The 18040-nt window shown below is 69.6% G+C and carries 16 protein-coding genes and 1 tRNA gene; 8 read left to right on the top strand and 9 right to left on the bottom strand.

Translation table 11 applies throughout. The annotated features are described in order from the left end of the window. The coding region (locus ACY34J_RS25295) for a hypothetical protein (RefSeq protein ID WP_462728920.1) at positions 1–714 on the top strand (714 nt) is incomplete at its 5' end. 82 nt (positions 715–796) lie between these two features. Next, positions 797–2128 carry a VanZ family protein gene (locus ACY34J_RS25290; RefSeq protein WP_462728919.1) on the top strand — a complete coding sequence of 444 codons (1332 nt, stop codon included), beginning with the start codon at positions 797–799 and terminating at the stop codon, positions 2126–2128. A 328-nt stretch (positions 2129–2456) separates the two neighbouring features. Here the strand turns inward: ACY34J_RS25290 and ACY34J_RS25285 are convergent. After that, positions 2457–2528, bottom strand: a tRNA-Cys gene (locus ACY34J_RS25285). A gap of 148 nt (positions 2529–2676) precedes the next feature. After that, positions 2677–3582 carry an alpha/beta fold hydrolase gene (locus tag ACY34J_RS25280; protein ID WP_462728918.1) on the bottom strand — a complete coding sequence of 302 codons (906 nt, stop codon included), beginning with the start codon at positions 3580–3582 and terminating at the stop codon, positions 2677–2679. A 187-nt stretch (positions 3583–3769) separates the two neighbouring features. Between ACY34J_RS25280 and ACY34J_RS25275 the strand changes: the two genes are divergently transcribed. Further along, positions 3770–5311 (top strand): MFS transporter, encoded by a 1542-nt coding sequence (locus tag ACY34J_RS25275; RefSeq protein WP_462728917.1) that lies wholly within the window; start codon positions 3770–3772, stop codon positions 5309–5311. Between the two features lie 63 nt (positions 5312–5374). Here the strand turns inward: ACY34J_RS25275 and ACY34J_RS25270 are convergent, their stop codons facing one another. Further along, positions 5375–5830 carry a carboxymuconolactone decarboxylase family protein gene (locus ACY34J_RS25270; protein WP_462728916.1) on the bottom strand — a complete coding sequence of 152 codons (456 nt, stop codon included), beginning with the start codon at positions 5828–5830 and terminating at the stop codon, positions 5375–5377. Positions 5831–6414: 584 nt separating this feature from the next. On the opposite strand from ACY34J_RS25270, the gene ACY34J_RS25265 reads away from it, so the two are divergent. The 3 genes from ACY34J_RS25265 (at position 6415) to ACY34J_RS25255 (ending at position 10115) form a co-directional block, all read left to right on the top strand. Continuing rightward, complete coding sequence (locus ACY34J_RS25265; protein ID WP_462728915.1) at positions 6415–8199, top strand: DEAD/DEAH box helicase; 1785 nt, start codon at positions 6415–6417, stop codon at positions 8197–8199. 319 nt (positions 8200–8518) lie between these two features. Beyond that, on the top strand, positions 8519–9178 hold the full coding sequence (locus tag ACY34J_RS25260) for an IclR family transcriptional regulator (protein ID WP_462728914.1): 660 nt from the start codon (positions 8519–8521) through the stop codon (positions 9176–9178). Between the two features lie 157 nt (positions 9179–9335). Beyond that, entirely contained in the window at positions 9336–10115 is a 780-nt protein-coding gene (locus ACY34J_RS25255) for a S16 family serine protease (RefSeq protein WP_462728913.1), read from the top strand. Here ACY34J_RS25255 and ACY34J_RS25250 read toward each other — a convergent pair whose 3' ends face one another. The 5 genes from ACY34J_RS25250 to ACY34J_RS25230 are packed head-to-tail and all read right to left on the bottom strand — an operon-like array spanning position 10116 to position 14274. Next, positions 10116–11105 carry a glycine betaine ABC transporter substrate-binding protein gene (locus ACY34J_RS25250; RefSeq protein ID WP_462728912.1) on the bottom strand — a complete coding sequence of 330 codons (990 nt, stop codon included), beginning with the start codon at positions 11103–11105 and terminating at the stop codon, positions 10116–10118. A gap of 5 nt (positions 11106–11110) precedes the next feature. Further along, positions 11111–11914, bottom strand: coding sequence for an ABC transporter permease (locus ACY34J_RS25245; RefSeq protein ID WP_462728911.1), 804 nt, complete (start codon positions 11912–11914; stop codon positions 11111–11113). Continuing rightward, positions 11911–13116, bottom strand: a complete 1206-nt coding sequence (locus tag ACY34J_RS25240; RefSeq protein WP_462728910.1) for a betaine/proline/choline family ABC transporter ATP-binding protein — start codon at positions 13114–13116, stop codon at positions 11911–11913. The genes ACY34J_RS25245 and ACY34J_RS25240 overlap by 4 nt, the downstream gene beginning before the upstream one ends. Then, positions 13109–13756: an ABC transporter permease gene (locus tag ACY34J_RS25235; RefSeq protein WP_462728909.1), complete on the bottom strand. Its 648-nt coding sequence runs from the start codon at positions 13754–13756 to the stop codon at positions 13109–13111. The genes ACY34J_RS25240 and ACY34J_RS25235 overlap by 8 nt, the downstream gene beginning before the upstream one ends. A 44-nt stretch (positions 13757–13800) precedes the next feature. Beyond that, complete coding sequence (locus ACY34J_RS25230) at positions 13801–14274, bottom strand: Lrp/AsnC family transcriptional regulator (protein WP_462728908.1); 474 nt, start codon at positions 14272–14274, stop codon at positions 13801–13803. Positions 14275–14396: 122 nt separating this feature from the next. On the opposite strand from ACY34J_RS25230, the gene hppD reads away from it, so the two are divergent. Together hppD and ACY34J_RS25220 are read left to right on the top strand one after the other, a co-directional pair. Further along, positions 14397–15536 (top strand): 4-hydroxyphenylpyruvate dioxygenase, encoded by a 1140-nt coding sequence (hppD, locus tag ACY34J_RS25225; protein ID WP_462728907.1) that lies wholly within the window; start codon positions 14397–14399, stop codon positions 15534–15536. A gap of 177 nt (positions 15537–15713) precedes the next feature. Then, positions 15714–17081: an FAD-binding oxidoreductase gene (locus ACY34J_RS25220; protein WP_462728906.1), complete on the top strand. Its 1368-nt coding sequence runs from the start codon at positions 15714–15716 to the stop codon at positions 17079–17081. Positions 17082–17130: 49 nt separating this feature from the next. On the opposite strand, the gene ACY34J_RS25215 is transcribed toward ACY34J_RS25220, so the two are convergent. Beyond that, positions 17131–17607 (bottom strand): SsgA family sporulation/cell division regulator, encoded by a 477-nt coding sequence (locus ACY34J_RS25215; RefSeq protein WP_462728905.1) that lies wholly within the window; start codon positions 17605–17607, stop codon positions 17131–17133. Between the last annotated feature and the right edge of the window lie 433 nt (positions 17608–18040).

Below are 18040 nucleotides of genomic sequence, written 5' to 3'. Positions count from 1 at the left end.
AGTCGTCCGCATATCGCGATGCTGGCCATCGACGGAACCAGGGCCACTGTGGCCTACACAGCAGCACTCACGCTCACGACCCCCCTGACGATCTCTGGAGCGCGCATGAGCATGTACCAGTCCCCGCAGCAGCCCTACGGATCCACGGACCAGATCAGCCGCGTCGTTGAAGGGGGAGACGGGGAATCCGGCGGCCTGCAGACGTGCGGAGCCGCCGCGTTGCCGGGCGACCGTACGGGCCCGCGCGCTTCCTTCTGCTGCCCACTACGCACAAGGAAGGTACGGATGTTACTTCACAAGGCTGCTCGCGTAGCCGCTGTCGCAGCTATGACGGTGGGAACGCTTGCCTCCGCCACGGCCGCCCACGCGTCCACCGCGACGCTGACCGCTATCGAGCGCGCTGGGTGTCCCGGTGACGGCCACCTGGACCGCGGCTACAGCTGCACGTCGCTGGACAATGGGGCGCTGTTCCACCGCAAGTTCACCAACGACAAGGCCGAAACTTTCTACAAGAAGACCAGCGGATCCTCCACCAGTATCAGGCTCGGAATCAACGCTGGCTCCGGCAACGACTACCGCGACCCGGTCAGGATCTCTTCCGGGCAGACAAAGTCCGCCACCTGGAACAACATCAATTGGTGCCGCACCAGCCTCGGGCTCATGCTCGCCGACGGCAGGAGCTACCAGACACCGCCGACCGACTGCAACACCTGAACCGCACTTCATACGTGCCGCCACTCCCCCTCGGGAGTGGCGGCACGCCGCGCTTCCCTCGGCTCTTGGAACGGACACCATCGTGCTTTCCGCTATCTTCAAAGACCGCGTCGGCTTCCTGATCGCCACGGCTATCGCTGCTCTTGTCACCGCACTGATCGGATGCGCGCTGGCCCGCCGATACGGGCGACGCCCGTTTGCTCACGGCTGCCTTGCCGCCACCGTCACTATCGAAGCCGCCGTCACGCTGTTCATGCCCGGCGGCGGGTACACAAGCCGCAACTGCGTAATCAATCACGACATCGCTGAGCCCTTCGCCACCGAACAAGGACTCCTCAACCTCGCGATGTTCCTGCCCATCGGATTCCTGGGTGTTCTCGCGCTGCGCGCCTTGGTACCCGTGGTCGCAGGAGCCTCCATGCTCTCCCTGGTGACCGAACTTGCACAGACACTGGTACCGGGCATCGGCCGCGGCTGCGACACCAGCGACTTCCTGATGAACACCATCGGCGGAGCCGTGGGAGCACTCACCGCCTGGGCCACGCTGCGCAGGGCTGGGCGCCCCGTCGCCACCCGTGCTCACCTGCGACCCACTGCGGTGGTGTGCGGTTCCGTGCTCGCGGTCGCTGCGGTCGCGGGGGCAACCTGGATCACTCCCGTCCATCTGGATTCGACCAGCCTCCAGTTCGCTGACAGCGACGAAAAGCAGGCAGCGCAAAGGGCGATCCGGCAAGCATTCGGTGACCGATACACCCTCACCAACGTGCAGCTGCAACCGGGCTGGAAGAACTCTCCAGGCAGCCTCATCATCGCGCTGAACAACGGCAAGGGTTACGCAGAGCTGACCTGGCCCGACGCGCACAAGCTCACCGTCACCTTCGAGAACTCAGACAAGACGACCACCGGCAGCTTCCCTGTCCCCGGGGCGAGCACGAAACCCACCGATGCGCAGGACGCGTTCGCCATTGCCAAGAAGTATGCGCATCGCTACTTTCCGGCGGCGCTGACCGGCTCTCAGCACTTCGTCGAGCCGGTTGGTGAGAAGGCGGAGCTGGGATGGCTGGTCAGCTGGCGGCGCAAGAACCACGATGGCGTGCTGATGCCTTTGCGGCTCGATGTGCAGATCAACAGGGCAGGACGCGTCTCACAACTGCTCACTGCCAGCGCCGAAGACCCAGAGAACCTGCCGCCGGTGAAGGTCTCGAAGAAGGCTGCGGAGAAGGCGGCCTTGGCCTCGATCCGCCGAGAGCTGCACGGCACAAAGGTGAGGGTGGCGGAGAGTGCCCTGATGGCCGTGGAGCGGTCGGGTAAGTGGCGAGCTCAGTGGCTGGTCAAATTCAAGGGAGCCAAGGGGGAAGACAGCGCGACGGTGACGTACGTGGATGCCACCACCGGGCACACGGAAAACCGCTGACTCCTGAAGATCTGCGTTCGAAGACCGTCCACACCCGCTTCCGCAGCGGCGCGCTGTAGGGTGCGTCTTCCACCTGGAGGACAAGTCTCCGTGGCGGTGCGCCTCTTCCGCTGATCCGGCGACCGGCTCAGCTGTGGCTCGAGACTCCAAGCCGAGTCATAGCCAGTCAGAGGCTGATCCGGAGGCGTTCAGCGGTGTTCAGACCGGTACGCGGACGCCTACGGGGCTGACAGGCGACGCGTCCAACTGAGACGGGGAGACGGACGAACAATGGGGCGGCACCCCTCCGGGGGTGCCGCCCCATTGTTTTGCCTGATGAAGGCTGTAGAGGCCGTGGCGGGAATCGAACCCGCGTAACTCGCTTTGCAGGCGAGCCCCTGAACCACTCGGGCACACGGCCGTGTCGATGTCGTATGGAGACCGTAGGCGCACGGACTGCGGCAGCTCAATGGATACCCGGGGCATGCCATACGACTGCCATACGCCGTTCACAGAAGGCCTGCAGAGCGGGTGGAAGACGCGGTCGCGGGAGCGGTCAACTGCGGCCGTCAGTGCGGGTGCGGGGTGCTCAGGAACTCCTCCAGGAGTCCGCGCAGCAGCGCCGGTTCGTCCACCCACGGGTAGTGGCCGACCCCCTGCAGCGTCCGGTGCCGGGCATTCGGGAAGGACTCCGCGACCAGCTCGCCCGCCCGTACCCCCGCCAGCGCGTCCCGGTCGCCCCTGATCACGAGCACCGGACTGGCCACCTCCCGCAGCCGCTCCAGCAGCGCCAGGCGCGTGGGTTCGTCCACGCCCTGCCAGAAGCCCGCGCGCGGTACCGGATTCAGCTGGTCGACTTCGCCTGCCGCATGGGCCTGCTGTGGCTCTTCCCAACGGCCGTACGCCATGGGCGCGGCCCGGCGCAGCAGCTCCCCCACCTGTTCCAGGTCCGACACCTGCGCCAGCTGCTGTACGGCGTCCGCGGCGTCCGGCCACCACGGCTCGTCGCTGCGGGACTCGAAGATCTCCCGTGCGTCCTCGGGGAGTTCGCCCTGCAACCGCGACCCGGGGGACAGCAGGATGAGGTGCGTCAGCCGTTCACCGTGGGCGGCCGCGTACGCCTGGGCCGTCGCCGCGGCCGCATCGTGCGCGAGCAGCGCGAACCGCTCGAGGCCGAGGTGGGCGCGCAGCGCCTCCAGGTCCTCGGCCAGGTGCGGAAAGGCGTAGCCGGACGGGTCGGGGGAGGCGGGGGACCCTCCCCCAGAGCCTTCGGCCTGGGAGGTACTCCCAGTGCCGCGGGCGTCGGGCAGGACGAGGGGCCGGTGCGTGTTCAGTCCGCCGAGGTCGCCGAGATACGCGGCGTCCCGGCCGGGCCCACCGGCCAGGCAGACGAGCGGCGGCGTAGAGGCGCCGTTGCGCGGCTCGAGCACCCGGTAGGCGAGTTCGGTGTCGTCGTACGAAGGGAAGTACGGCATAGAGAAGCGAGTGCCCAATCTCCGGCGGCACGCACGTCGGGGCCGGGCGCGCCCCCCGGGCCGGTCGTACGACCCAGCGCCCCCCGGGGCCCTGGGTGCCTGCGGCCTGAGTCGTACGACCAAAGGCCGAAGCGATCGCGGTCGCACGACAGCGGCGATGTGCCGGTATGCCTCTTACTCTGGCGCAATGAGCGCCTCTGAGCCGCGCGACGCCGATGTCGCCCCCGTGCCCGTAGCCGGCCCCCCGCCTTTCGGGACATCCGCCACCGAGCGGGCCGGGCGCCCGGTCGCGGCGCGGCGCGATGACCCGGACCCCGGCACCGGCGGTGTGCTCAGCCGCCCGTTCCGCGCGCTGAGCATAGGCATCGTCACCGTCGTCCTGCTCATCGCCTTCGAGGCGACCGCCGTGGGTACAGCCATGCCGATCGCCGCCCGCGACCTCCACGGGGTCTCCCTCTACGCCTTCGCCTTCTCCGGTTTCTTCACCACCAGCCTGTTCGCCATGGTCGCCTCCGGGCTGTGGTGTGACCGCAGCGGGCCGCTCGCCCCGCTCACCGCCGGCATCGGCGGCTTCGCAGCGGGACTCGCCCTGTGCGGCTCCGCACAGGTCATGTGGCTGTTCGTGCTCGGCCGGGCGGTGCAGGGCCTGGGCGGTGGGCTCGTCATTGTCGCGCTGTACGTGCTTGTGAGCCGCGCCTACCCCGAACGCCTGCGGCCCGCCATCCTCGCGGCCTTCGCCGCGTCCTGGGTGGTCCCGTCCATCGTCGGGCCGCTCGCCGCCGGCACGGTGACCGAGCACCTCGGCTGGCGCTGGGTGTTCCTCGGTATCCCGCTGCTGGTCGTGGTGCCACTCGCTGTGGCACTGCCGGCGATACGACGGATGGCCTCCGGGCCGGTCCCTGACGCGGGCGGGGGAACAGCCGGCCAGACCTCACACCGTCGGCGGCAGCTGCGGCTGGCCCTTGCCGTAGCACTCGGCGCGGGCCTGCTGCAGTACGCGGGCCAGGATCTGCGCCCGCTGTCCGCGCTGCCTGCCGTCGCGGGCGCGGCCCTGCTCGTACCCGCGGCGCTCCGCCTCCTCCCGCGCGGGACCTACCGGGCAGCGCGCGGTCTGCCCTCGGTGGTGCTGCTGCGCGGCATAGCCGCCGGGTCGTTCATCGTCGCCGAGAGCTTCGTCCCCCTGATGCTGGTCACCCAGCGGGGCCTGTCCGTGACCATGGCCGGCATGTCGCTGGCAGCGGGCGGAGCGGCCTGGGCGCTCGGCTCGTACATCCAGAGCCGGCCCAAGGCACAACCGCACCGCGAGCGGCTGGTACGGGGCGGCATGATGCTGGTCGCCACCGCCATCGCGGCCGCTCCCCTGGTGCTCATCCGCCGCGTACCGGTATGGACGCTCGCCGTGGACTGGGGCGTCGGCTGCTTCGGCATGGGACTGGTGATCGCCTCGACCGGCGTACTGCTGCTGAAGCTGTCGCGCCCCGAAGAGGCGGGCGCCAACTCGGCGGCGCTCCAGATGTCCGACGCCCTGTCCAACATCGTGCTGCTGGCCTCCTGCGGTGCGGCCTTCGCGGCGCTCAGGGGCGGGGCGGCGGGAGCCGTCGGCCCGCATGCGGCGGCCGGTGCGGTCCCGACGGTGGCCTTTGTGGCGGTCTTTGTGCCGGCGGCAGCGGTGGCCCTGGTCGGTGTCTTCGTCGCCACCCGGCTCAGGCCTCGGCCGGCGACCGCCTGAAGCGACGGCGTGCGGCGCGGTCACCGCCTGTCCTCGCGGTGACCGCGCCGTGCCTGCACCGGGTTACCAGCCGGCCCCCGCGATCTGCCGGGTGGTGACGTTGAGGCGGTTGAAGAGGTTGGTCACGCCGATCATGAGGACCAGGGACGCGAGCTGCTTCTCGTCGTAGTGCTTCGCGGCCTCGTCCCAGATCTCGTCCGGTACCGGGTCGGACCGGTCGCTGAGCCGGGTGGCGGCCTCGGCGAGCGCCAGCGCGGCGCGTTCGGCGTCGGTGAAGTAGGGCGCCTCCCGCCAGGCCGCCACCGCGAACAGCCGCTCGTCGCTCTCGCCTGCCTTCTTGGCATTGCGTGCGCCCCCGTCGACGCAGTAGCCGCAGCCGTTGATCTGGCTTGCCCGCAGGTGGACGAGCTCGAGCGTCGCCTCTGGCACACCGCCCTTCTTCGCGGCCCCCAGCACATTGAGGATGGCCGGCAGGGCGTCGGGAAGGACCGCTGCGGGGTTCTGTATTCGTGCCTGCATCGTTGCTCTCCTGTCGCATCGACTGGGCTTGTCACTGATGTGACGGAACGCGACGAAGGAATGTGACATCAGGGGCGGAGAAATTCCGGCGGAGGTCAGCCCAGCTCAGGCCCGCCTGATGCCCGGCCCGCCCGACGCCTGCGGCTCTGCGCAGGGAATCTCGATGTGGTACCACATTGGCCCCATCGCAGTGGTGCCATTCTGGTATGGCTATGGATCTTCGTCTCCGAGGTGATCAGGCCGAGGCCCTTAAGCGGCGTGCCGAGCTGGAGGGCCGGAGCATGCACGCCATAGTGCTTCAGGCGGTCGACCGGTACCTGGAGCAGGAGGCGGACCGAGAAGTCGTCCGCCGCCTCGGGGCCGGGTCGAAGTCGACCAGGACGAGGCGTACAAGCTGGTCGTCGGGGCGGCCGCAGGGGCACTCGACGACGTCGCGGAGATCGCACGCGGGCTGAGGGCTCTGCACGACGCGATGTGACCTCGCTCCCACCATCGGGCGGTCCCGGGGCGTGGCCCCGGCCGATTCATACGGTCCCGGTAGGCTGACGCGCTGCCGATCCCCGAGCGAGCGCGAACCGGAGACCGTGACTACCACCACCAACCACCATCTCTCGCCTGCCTTTCCCGGCCGTGCCCCCTGGGGTACGGCCAACAAGCTGCGCGCCTGGCAGCAGGGCGCGATGGAGAAGTACATCCAGACGCAGCCGCGCGACTTCCTCGCCGTCGCGACCCCCGGCGCCGGCAAGACGACCTTCGCGCTCACCCTCGCCTCCTGGCTGCTGCACCACCACGTGGTGCAGCAGGTGACGGTCGTCGCGCCGACCGAGCATCTGAAGAAGCAGTGGGCGGAGGCGGCGGCCCGGATAGGGATCAAGCTGGACCCGGAGTACTCGGCGGGGCCGCTCGGCCGCGAGTACCACGGGGTGGCGCTGACGTACGCGGGCGTCGGCGTCCGGCCGATGCTGCACCGCAACCGGGTCGAGCAGCGCAAGACGCTGGTCATCCTCGACGAGATCCACCACGCCGGTGACTCCAAGTCCTGGGGCGAGGCGTGCCTGGAGGCGTTCGAGCCCGCGACCCGGCGGCTCGCGCTCACCGGCACCCCCTTCCGCTCGGACACCAACCCGATCCCCTTCGTGACGTACGAGGAGGGCTCGGACGGCATCCGGCGCTCCGCCGCCGACTACACCTACGGCTACGGCAACGCGCTCGCCGACGGCGTCGTCCGCCCGGTGATCTTCCTCTCCTACAGCGGAAACATGCGCTGGCGCACCAAGGCCGGGGACGAGGTCGCGGCCCGGCTCGGCGAGCCGATGACCAAGGACGCCGTCTCCCAGGCGTGGCGTACGGCCCTGGACCCACGCGGCGAGTGGATGCCGAATGTGCTGCGCGCCGCCGACCAGCGGCTCACCGAGGTCCGTAAGGCCATTCCGGACGCGGGCGGGCTCGTCATCGCCTCCGACCAGGACTCGGCGCGCGCGTACGCCAAGCTGATCCGTGAGATCACCGGCACCGGCCCGACGGTCGTCCTGTCCGACGACAGCGGCGCCTCGCAGCGCATCGACGACTTCTCGCACTCCGACGACCGCTGGATGGTCGCGGTCCGGATGGTGTCCGAGGGCGTGGACGTACCGCGCCTGGCGGTGGGTGTGTACGCCACGACCATCTCCACACCGCTGTTCTTCGCCCAGGCCGTGGGCCGCTTCGTACGGTCCCGGCGGCGCGGCGAGACCGCGTCCGTCTTCCTGCCCACCATCCCGATGCTGCTCGGCTTCGCCGGCGAGATGGAGGTCGAGCGCGACCACGTCCTGGACAAGCCGAAGATGGACGGGGAGGAGGATCCGTACGCCGAGGAGGAGAAGCTCCTTCAGGAGGCGGAGAAGCAGCAGGACGAGGACACCGGCGAGCAGGACATGCTGCCCTTCGAGGCCCTGGAGTCGGACGCGGTCTTCGACCGGGTGCTCTACGACGGCGCCGAGTTCGGCATGCAGGCCCACCCCGGCAGCGAGGAGGAGCAGGACTATCTGGGCATTCCGGGGCTGCTGGAGCCGGACCAGGTACAGCTGCTGCTGCAGAAGCGGCAGGCCCGGCAGATCGCGCACAGCCGGAAGAAGCCGGACGCCGAGGCCGACCTGCTGGAGCTGCCGGCCGAGCGGCGGCCGGTGGTCACACACAAGGAGCTGCTGGAGCTGCGCCGGCAGCTCAACAACCTGGTCGGCGCGTATGTGCACCAGAGCGGCAAGCCGCACGGGGTCGTTCATACGGAGCTTCGGCGGGTGTGCGGAGGTCCGCCGGCGGCGGAGGCGACGGCGGGCCAGATCCGGGAGCGGATCAAGAAGATCCAGGAGTGGGCCACCCGGATGAGGTGACGCTCGGGGTGCCGGGGCGACTCCGCGGGGTTGCCGTATCCGCGCCTCCTGAAGACGGTCGGCTTTCGGCCTTGTTTGAGCGATGGCTGTACCACGTGGGTCGAAATAGGGCGAAAGTTGCAAGTTACTGCCCGGATTCTGGACGGACCCTTCCGGTGAGCGGGACCCCTCGCTACCTTTCCGATACCCCACACGCCCGTGGCATCCCGCCCCGGAGCGCAGCCGGAGCCATGCGACCGGCGGCCTCTTCCTGCTGTCGCCGGGACTGACAGCGCCACCGCCTCAAGAAGCCGCCGTCACTCGATGAGGAGGGGGCGTCGTGACCGCTGAGACGTCTCAAACGCTCGACCGGGGCCTGAGGGTCCTCAAGCTGCTCGCCGACACCGACCACGGGCTGACCGTGACCGAGCTGTCCAACAAGCTCGGCGTCAACCGGACGGTGGTCTACCGTCTGCTGACCACCCTCGAACAGCACGCGCTGGTCCGCCGGGACCTGGGCGGCCGCGCCCGGGTCGGGCTCGGGGTGCTACGGCTGGGCCGCCAGGTCCACCCGCTGGTACGGGAGGCAGCGCTGCCGGTCCTGCGCTCACTGGCCGAGGACCTCGGGGCCACCGCCCACCTCACGCTCGTCGACGGCACCGAAGCCCTCGCGGTCGCCGTGGTCGAGCCCAGCTGGACCGACTACCACGTCGCCTACCGGGCCGGCTTCCGGCACCCGCTGGAGCGGGGCGCGGCGGGCAAGGCCATCCTGGCGGCCCGCCAGGACGGCACCGACCCCGGCAACGACGGCACCGGCCCCGGCTTCGTGCTCACCCACGGCGAACTCGAGGCGGGCGCGAGCGGCGCCGCGGCCCCGCTGCTCGGAGTGACGGGCGTGGAGGGCAGCGTGGGCGTGGTCATGCTCGCGGACGGTGTGCCGGAGCGGGTCGGGCCGCGGGTCGTCGAGGCTGCGCGGGAGGTCTCGGAAGCCCTGCGCTGAGCGTCCCGGTCCGCGCCGGGTGACGGGCGGACGGCGTCCCTGCCATCCGTGGACTAGATTCACTTCCATGCCAGCCGTGTCGCCCTCCGCGCCCGGCGGTGGGGGTACCCCTGAGGGCACCCCCCAGACGACGTCTGGGGGACCCGCCAGGAGGCGTATGTCCCACCGCGCCCGGGTCCTCACCGCCTGTGGCACGCCCGTAGTGGCGCTGCTCGCCTCGGCCCTCTTCGCCCCGCTGCCGTTCACCATCGCGGAACCCGGCATGACGGCCGATGTGCTCGGCTCCCACCGGGGCAAGCCGGTGATCACGGTCTCTGGCACCGGCACCCGGCAGACGACGGGGCAGCTGCGGATGACGACGATCGCCGCGACCGGCCCGGACGCGCCCGTGTACCTCGGCGATGTCGTCGACGGCTGGTTCGCCAAGAACCGGGCCGTGCTGCCGCGCGAGGCCGTCTACCCGGTCGGCGAGACGACGAAGCAGGTCGAGGAGTACAACCGCCGGGAGTTCACCGAGTCCCAGAACGCCGCCACCGGAGCCGCGCTCGGCTATCTGCACAAGTCGCCCCGCGAGGTACGGGTCACCCTGCGGCTCGCGGACGTGGGCGGGCCGAGCGCCGGCCTGATGTTCTCCCTGGGCATCATCGACAAGATCGATGGTGACGGCCGCGGCGGCGACCTGACCGGCGGCCGTACGATCGCGGGCACCGGCACCATCACCGACAAGGGCGCGGTCGGCGCGGTCGGCGGCGTACCGCTGAAGACGCAGGCCGCCAAGCGTGACGGTGCCACGGTCTTCCTGGTCCCGCGCAAGGAGTGCGTGGAGGCCCAGGCGGAGCTGCCGAAGGGCCTGCGGCTGGTCCCCGTCACCACGCTGAACAGCGCGGTGGACGCCCTCAAGGCGCTGCAGTCCGGCGGCAGGGTGCCCAGCTGCTGATCAACTCTCCTTGATGAAGCCTTCCTTGACCATCCAGTTCAGGGCCACCTGGTGCGGATCCTGGCCGTCCACATCCACCTTGGCGTTGAGCTGCTGCGCGGTCTGCGTCGTCAGCTTCCTGGTGATGGGGGCCAGCACCTGCGCGATGGCCGGGTACTTCCGCATCGTCTTCGAGTAGATCTCGGGCGCGGGGTTGTAGTTGGGGAAGAAGTCCCGGTCGTCCTTGAGGACTTTCAGCTTGAGCTCGGGGATACGGCCATCGGTGGTGTACACCTCGCCGAGGGTGCAGGCATGGCCCTTGGAGACCTGCGTGTAGACGATGCCGCTGTCCATCTTCTTCAGGTTGGCGGCCGGGATCGAGAAGCCGTACTTCTTCTCCAGGCCGGGCAGGCCGTCGTCGCGCACCGCGAACTCGCTCTCCAGACAGAGAGTGACGGCCGCGGGATCCGTCTTGGCCAGCCGAGCCACGTCGGACACCGTCTTGAGGTGGTATTTCGCGGCGTTGGCCTGATTGGCGGCGAGCGCGTAGGTGTTGTCCATCGGCGCCGCGGGCAGCCAGGTCAGGCCGTTTCTGGCGTCCTCCTTGCGGACCGCCTCCCACTGCCGGTACGGGTTGACGATGGGCTGGGTGTGGCCCAGATACGTGATCCAGGCCGTGCCCGTGTACTCGTACATCGCGTCCGCCGCACCGGACTTGACCGCTTCCCGGGCACCGATCGACCCCTGGATGTTGGTGCGGTCCAGGACCTGGGCGCCCGCCGCCTTGAACGCCAGAGCCATGATCTGGCCCAGGATGAGCTGCTCGGTGAACTGCTTGGAGGTCACCGTCAGTTTCGCGCCCTGCAGCGGCCGGCCCCGGCCGATCGAACCGGGCTGCACATTGTCGACCAGCGGGCTGCCGCTGGTCAGCCCGCACCCCGACAGCCCGGCCGCCGCGAGCAGCAGCCCGCAGACGCCCGCCGCTCCCGTACGCCGCCACCGCCTCCGCACGGCCGTCACACCTCCAGGCCCCGGGGCCGCAGCAGCACTTCGACGATCGAGGCCAGCCAGTCCACGAGCAGCGCCAGCGCCACCGTCAGGACCGAGCCGAGCACCAGGACGGGCATGCGCTGGTTGGTGATCCCGGAGGCGATCAGGTCGCCGAGCCCGCCCCCGCCGACGAAGGTGGCCAGCGTCGCGGTACCGACGTTCAGGACGAGTGCGGTGCGTACGCCGGCGAGGATCAGCGGTACGGCCAGCGGCAGTTCGACGCGCAGCAGGACGTCGAGAGGTGACATTCCGATGCCGCGCGCGGCGTCGGTGAGCGTGGGGTCGATGGCCTGCAGCCCGGCGATGGTGTTGCTGAGCACCGGCAGCACGGCGTAGATGATGATGCCGATCAGGGCAGCCTTCCGCCCTACGCCCAGCCAGATCACCAGCAGGGCCAGCAAGCCGAGCGCCGGAGTGGCCTGCCCGATGTTGGCCAGCGCCATCACCGGCGGGGTAGCCGGCCGCAGGGGCCTGCGGGTCAGGGCGATGCCCAGCGGGATGGCGATGATCAGTACGAAGAAGGTGGAGATCGCCGTCAGCTGGATGTGCTGCCACAGGGCGTTGAGAGCCGCGTTGTCGGCCAGGGCGTTCCGGGCGATCGAGTCCAGCCGGGCATTGGCGATCCACACGGCGGTGAGGCCGACGGCGACCGCCACCACCAGCGGGATCGTCAGCAGCTGCTGGCGGGACAGCCGGGACGGGATCCGGTGGGGCGGGACCGCGCCCCGCTCGACCTGGTCCTCCGTGCGCTGCGGGCCGACCGGGCTCACGACGGCTCCTCCTCCTCGCGGTGATGCTCCATGGACGCCAGCCGGTCGGCCTGCAGCAACTCGTGCACGGAATTCAGCAGCGTCTCCATGTCGACGACGCCGATGTACTCCCCGCGCCGCCCGGTGACCGCGACCCGCCCGCTGCTGTCGATGAGGATCGCCTCCAGAGCGTCGCGCAACGTCGCTTGGCGGGTGACCGTGTTGGTGATGGGCATGCCGGCCCTGGCCAGCGAACCCTTGACGCGCGCCACGTCGGCCCGCCGCAGCCACTTGTACGGGCGCCCCTGCCGGTCCAGCAGCAGAACCTCGTTGGTGCCGCTCCCGCGCAGCTTGTCGAGGACGGTCTCCAGCGGGTCGTCGATCGTGACGGTCGGGAAGTCCGCGATCTCCACATCCGCCACCCGGGTCAGATTGAGCCTCTTCAGCGCCGCTCCCGCGCCGACGAAACCGGAGACGTAATCGTCGGCCGGGCTGGTGAGGATCGCCTCCGGGGTGTCGAACTGGGCGATGTGCGACTGCTCGCGCAGTACCGCGATCCGGTCGCCGAGCTTGATCGCCTCGTCGAAGTCGTGGGTGACGAAGACGATCGTCTTGTGCAGGTCGTGCTGCAGCCGGAGGAGCTCGTTCTGCAGATGGTCCCGGGTGATCGGGTCGACGGCACCGAACGGCTCGTCCATCAGCAGCACCGGCGGGTCGGCCGCCAGCGCCCGTGCCACGCCCACCCGCTGCTGCTGGCCGCCGGAGAGCTGGCGCGGATAGCGGTCGCGGAACTCGCCCGGATCCAGCCCGACCAGATCGAGCATCTCCTCGACGCGCTCCCGCACCTTCGCCTTGGGCCAGCCGGCCATCTCCGGCACGATCGCGATGTTCTCGGCGACCGTCATATGCGGGAAGAGACCGGAGGCCTGGATGGCGTAGCCGATCCTGCGGCGCAGCCTCACCGGGTCGATGTGGGTGACGTCCTCGCCGTTGATCCTGATCCGGCCGGAGGTCGGCTCGATCAGCCGGTTGATCATCTTGAGCAGGGTGCTCTTGCCGCAGCCCGACGGCCCCACGAGTACCACCAGCTCGCCGGCGTTGATCTCCATGTTGACGTTGTCCACCGCCGGTACGGAACTGCCGGGGTAGCGCTTGGTGAGGTTCTCCAGCTGGATACTCGCTCCGCTGACGGTCTTCTCGCTCTCGGGGGCCGCGTCAGACACGGATCCCCCTGGAGATGGTCAGGCGCCCGATGAGGACGTACGCCGCGTCGAAGAGCAGCGCGAGGATCACGATCCCCAGCGTTCCGGCGAGCACCTGGTTGAGCGCGTTGGCGCTGCCCAGGCTGGAGATCCCGCGGAAGATCTCGTTGCCCAGCCCGGGACCCGAGGCGAAGGCGGCGATGGCGGCGATGCCCATGAGCATCTGGGTGGCCACCCGGATACCGGTGAGGATCGGCGGCCAGGCGAGCGGCAGCTCCACCCTGAGCAGCTGGGCCGCCCGGGACATCCCGATACCCCGAGCGGCCTCGACAAGCGCTGGGTCGACGCCCCGCAGGCCGACGATCGCGTTGCGGACGATGGGCAGCAGCCCGTAGAGGACCAGCGCGATCACGGTCGGGGCGACCCCGAGGCCGACGATGGGAATGAGCAGGCCGATCAGGGCCAGGGAGGGGATGGTGAGGATCGTGGCGGTGGTGGTGATGGCAAGGTTTCCGGCCCACCGGGTGCGGTAGGTCAGCACGCCGAGGAGCACCCCGAGCACGGTGGCGATGACCATGGACTGGAAGACGGCGCTGGCATGCTGCCCGGCGTCCACCAGCAGCTGCTGGTGGCGGTAGCCGAGATACTCCCAGAAGCTCACCAGTGCCCTCCTCGCGCCCGGCCGGCCCCTGCCGCACGGCCGCCTTACGTGGGGTCCTCCGACGCCTGACGCACCAGAGGAATGATCCGGAGGGTCACCGGATTTTCCATGACGATCGCGGTAGAAGCTCTTACAATGCCATCAAAACCCACAACCCGGTCGATCACACGTTGAAGGTCGGCGTTCGAGCGGGCGACGAGACGGCAGAGCATGTCGCCGTGGCCCGTGATGGTGTGCAGCTCCAGCACCTCCGGGACGCTGCTCAAGTGGGCGCGGACATCGGCTCCCTGACCCTGCTTGATCTCCAGCGTCGCGAAAGCCGTCACCGGATAGCCCAGCGCCGCCGGGTCGACGTCCGGTCCGAAACCGCGGATCACCCCATTGGACTGCAGCCGGTCCAGGCGCGCCTGGACGGTGCCACGGGCGACACCGAGCCGCCGCGAGGCCTCCAGAACCCCGATCCGGGGCTCCTTCGCCAGCAGCTCGATCAGCCGCCCGTCCAGCTCATCGATCCCCATGACGTTCCCCTCGGTAGTCATCATGTACAGATAGCCTCGCTGAACCGGCTATCGGCTGTACAGACTGAGCAGCAAACAACGCAACTGTTGCGCAGCTTGTGGACCGGGGAGAGCCTGAAGCCATGACTGAGACCATTCACATCCCGACCACCGCCCGGCAGGCCGACCCCTTCCCGGTGAAGGGGATGGACGCGGTCGTCTTCGCCGTGGGCAACGCCAAGCAGGCCGCGCACTACTACTCCACCGCCTTCGGCATGAAGCTCGTGGCCTACTCCGGACCGGAGAACGGCAGCCGCGAGACCGCCAGTTACGTCCTGGAGTCAGGCGGCGCCCGCTTCGTCCTCACCTCGGTCATCAAGGCCACCACCGACCGCGGCCGGTTCCTCGCCGACCACGTCGCCCAGCACGGCGACGGCGTCATCGACCTCGCCATCGAGGTGCCGGACGTGCGGGCCGCGTACGAGTACGCCACCGCGCACGGCGCCACCGGCCTGGAGGAGCCCCACGAGGTCAAGGACGAGCACGGCACCGTCGTACTGGCCGCCATCGCCACCTACGGCCAGACCCGCCACACCCTGGTGGAGCGCACCGGCTACGACGGCCCGTACCTGCCCGGCTTCGTCGCCGCCGAGCCGATCGTGGAGCCCGGCCCGCGCCGCTTCCAGGCCATCGACCACTGCGTGGGCAACGTCGAGCTCGGCAAGATGGACGAGTGGGTGGCCTTCTACAAGAACGTCATGCACTTCACCAACATGAAGGAGTTCGTCGGCGACGACATCGCCACCGAGTACTCGGCGCTGATGTCCAAGGTCGTCGCGGACGGCACCCGCAAGGTGAAGTTCCCGATCAACGAGCCCGCCATCGCCAAGAAGAAGTCGCAGATCGACGAGTATCTGGAGTTCTTCGATGGCCCGGGCGTGCAGCACATCGCCCTTGCCACCAACGACATTGTGGCGACCGTACGGGCCATGCGCGGGGCCGGCGTGCAGTTCCTGAACGTCCCCGACTCCTATTACGACACCCTCGGCGAGTGGGTCGGCGACACCCGGGTGCCGATCGAGGAGCTGCGCGAGCTGAAGATCCTCGCCGACCGTGACGAGGACGGCTACCTGCTGCAGATCTTCACCAAGCCGGTCCAGGACCGCCCCACCGTCTTCTTCGAGATGATCGAGCGGCATGGCTCGATGGGCTTCGGCAAGGGCAACTTCAAGGCCCTCTTCGAGGCGATCGAACGAGAGCAGGCCAAGCGAGGCAACCTCTGAGGCGCTGACGCCCTCTTAACGGGTGCCCCCCACATGCTGCGGCCCCACGGAACCTGATCCCCGTGGGGCCGCAGCCCGTACGGGGCACCTGTGCGGCCCGCCGCCCGCCCGCCCGGCTGACGCGGTGTCATCGTCCGTGATCTTCCGTACCGGACGTCCGGATGCCAGGCTGGCCGTATGACAGGTCTCATCCAGACGCTGCGCGAGGGACTGCCGCACGAGGCGGTCCTCACCGATCCCGACATCACCGCGGCCTACGCCAACGACATGGCCAGCTTCTGCGACGCCGGCGCCCCCGCCGTCGTCGTCATGCCGCGTACCGTCGAGCAGGTCCAGCACGTGATGCGCACCGCCACCGCGTTGCGCGTCCCCGTGGTTCCCCAGGGCGCCCGCACCGGCCTGTCCGGCGGCGCCAACGCCACCGACGGCTGCATCGTGCTGTCGCTGGTCAAGATGGACCGGATCCTGGAGATCAACCCCGTCGACCGGATCGCCGTCGTCGAACCGGGTGTCGTCAACGCCGTGCTCTCCCGTGCCGTCGCCGAACGCGGACTCTATTACCCGCCGGACCCATCCAGCTGGGAGCAGTGCACCATCGGCGGCAACATCGGCACCGCCTCCGGCGGTCTGTGCTGCGTGAAGTACGGGGTCACCGCCGAGTACGTCCTCGGCCTCGACGTCGTCCTCGCCGACGGGCGGCTCCTGCGCACCGGCCGCCGCACCGCCAAGGGCGTCGCCGGCTACGACCTGACCCGCCTCTTCGTCGGCTCCGAGGGCAGCCTCGGCATCGTCGTGGGCGCCGTGCTGGCCCTCAAGCCCGCGCCGCCCGAGCAGCTCGCGCTCGCCGCCGAATTCCCCTCCGCGGCCGCCGCCTGCGCCGCCGTCTGCGAGATCATGGCCCGCGGCCACGCCCCCTCGCTGCTGGAACTCATGGACCGCACCACGCTCCGCGCGGTCAACAAGCTGGCCAACATGGGCCTGCCGGAGTCCACCGAGGCGCTGCTGCTCGCCGCCTTCGACACCCCCGAGCCCACGGCGGACCTGGCAGCCGTCGCGGAGCTGTGCTGGACGGCGGGTGCGACGGAGGTCGTCCCCGCCGAGGACGCGGCCGAATCCGAACTCCTCCTCCAGGCCCGGCGGCTCTCCCTCACCGCCCTGGAAGCCGTCAAACCCGCCACCATGATCGACGACGTGTGCGTACCCCGCTCCCGGCTCGCCGAGATGCTCGACGGCACCGCCGTGATCGCGGAGAAGCACGACCTGACCATTGGCGTCTGCGTCCACGCCGGCGACGGCAACACCCACCCCGTGGTCTGCTTCGACCCGGCCGACCCCGAGGAGTCCCGCCGCGCCCGTGACTCGTTCGACGAGATCATGGCGCTCGGCCTCGGCCTCGGCGGCACCATCACCGGCGAGCACGGCGTCGGCGTGCTGAAGAAGGAGTGGCTGGCCCGCGAGCTCGGCCCGGTCGGGCTCGAGCTGCAGCGCGGTATCAAGCAGACCTTCGACCCGCTCGGCCTCCTCAACCCCGGAAAGATCTTCTGAAGCCGGTTGGCGTCCGGGCGGGGCGGGGGAGCGATCCCTCCGCTCCCGCTCAGGCCCCTGCCTCCGGTGACTCGTCGGAGAGCCAGGGGTGCCACGGCCACAGCTCGTCGGACGGGGCGGGGGCCAGCAGCGCTCTCAACGAGTCGTCCAGGGCCAGGAGCTCGGGCTCCGAGCCGGCCGGCACCACATGCAGTGTCCGCGCCAGCCACGCCGCGACGGCCGCGATCGGGGCTTCCAGCAGCGCGTACCCGCCCGGCGAGGACAGCGCCATGCAGAGCACGCCCTGCCCGTCGGATGCGATCGGCCACACCCGTACATCGCCCTCACCGCAGGGCCGGCACATCCCCTCGAGCAGCAACTCGCGTGCGAACGTCCAGTGGATGGGACAGTCCGAGCCGATGTGGAAGGTGATGTGGACGGCGTACGGGTCGTCCGTACGGTACTCAAGCAGGGCCGGGACGGGGATGCTGCTGTCCGGCGACAGCACCAGACCCAGCTCCAGTTCTCGTTCCACCACGGTGTGCATGACGACGATGTCCTTTCCTTGTGCGGCGGCCGCGCGTGGCTGCCATACAGGGTCAGGACCCGCAACCACGTTCTTCATTACGTGACTTCACGTAAAAAATCTCTGCCGCCCGGGTGTGACGTCGCCGCCACGACCTTCCACCTGCGGGTTCTCGGCCGGCCGACGCGCAGTGCGCACGGTCATGGCCGGCCTTGTCGTCTCGCGCACGCGGTAGGGCCGTCGTCTGACGGCGGTCGGGCGCCCGGGCGAGTCCGCCGTCAATGCACTCCGCACACAGTTCGGCGAACTTCCCCCGTACGAGGGATTTCCGCTTGGCTTCGGCGTCGTCGGTCTGCCGTTCGATGGCAGGCTTCCAGCCGGTCTCCTGCTTCCGCGTCCTCCGTTCTTCGTTAATGTCCTCCTTGGACAAGCGGAGGTACGCGCCGGGTCACTG

The organism is Streptomyces sp. HSS9-12, assembly GCF_054963655.1.
This window is presented reverse-complemented; position numbering and strand designations above follow the sequence as displayed.

What these genes read in the sequence shown, in the direction of transcription:
- ACY34J_RS25280 (WP_462728918.1), bottom strand. Translation starts at nt 3,582, where the DNA reads ATGCCGTACTTCCCTTCGTACGACGACACCGAACTCGCCTACCGGGTG.
- ACY34J_RS25275 (WP_462728917.1), top strand. Translation starts at nt 3,770, where the DNA reads ATGAGCGCCTCTGAGCCGCGCGACGCCGATGTCGCCCCCGTGCCCGTA.
- ACY34J_RS25270 (WP_462728916.1), bottom strand. Translation starts at nt 5,830, where the DNA reads ATGCAGGCACGAATACAGAACCCCGCAGCGGTCCTTCCCGACGCCCTG.
- ACY34J_RS25255 (WP_462728913.1), top strand. Translation starts at nt 9,336, where the DNA reads ATGTCCCACCGCGCCCGGGTCCTCACCGCCTGTGGCACGCCCGTAGTG.
- ACY34J_RS25230 (WP_462728908.1), bottom strand. Translation starts at nt 14,274, where the DNA reads ATGGGGATCGATGAGCTGGACGGGCGGCTGATCGAGCTGCTGGCGAAG.
- hppD (WP_462728907.1), top strand. Translation starts at nt 14,397, where the DNA reads ATGACTGAGACCATTCACATCCCGACCACCGCCCGGCAGGCCGACCCC.
- ACY34J_RS25220 (WP_462728906.1), top strand. Translation starts at nt 15,714, where the DNA reads ATGACAGGTCTCATCCAGACGCTGCGCGAGGGACTGCCGCACGAGGCG.
- ACY34J_RS25215 (WP_462728905.1), bottom strand. Translation starts at nt 17,607, where the DNA reads ATGCACACCGTGGTGGAACGAGAACTGGAGCTGGGTCTGGTGCTGTCG.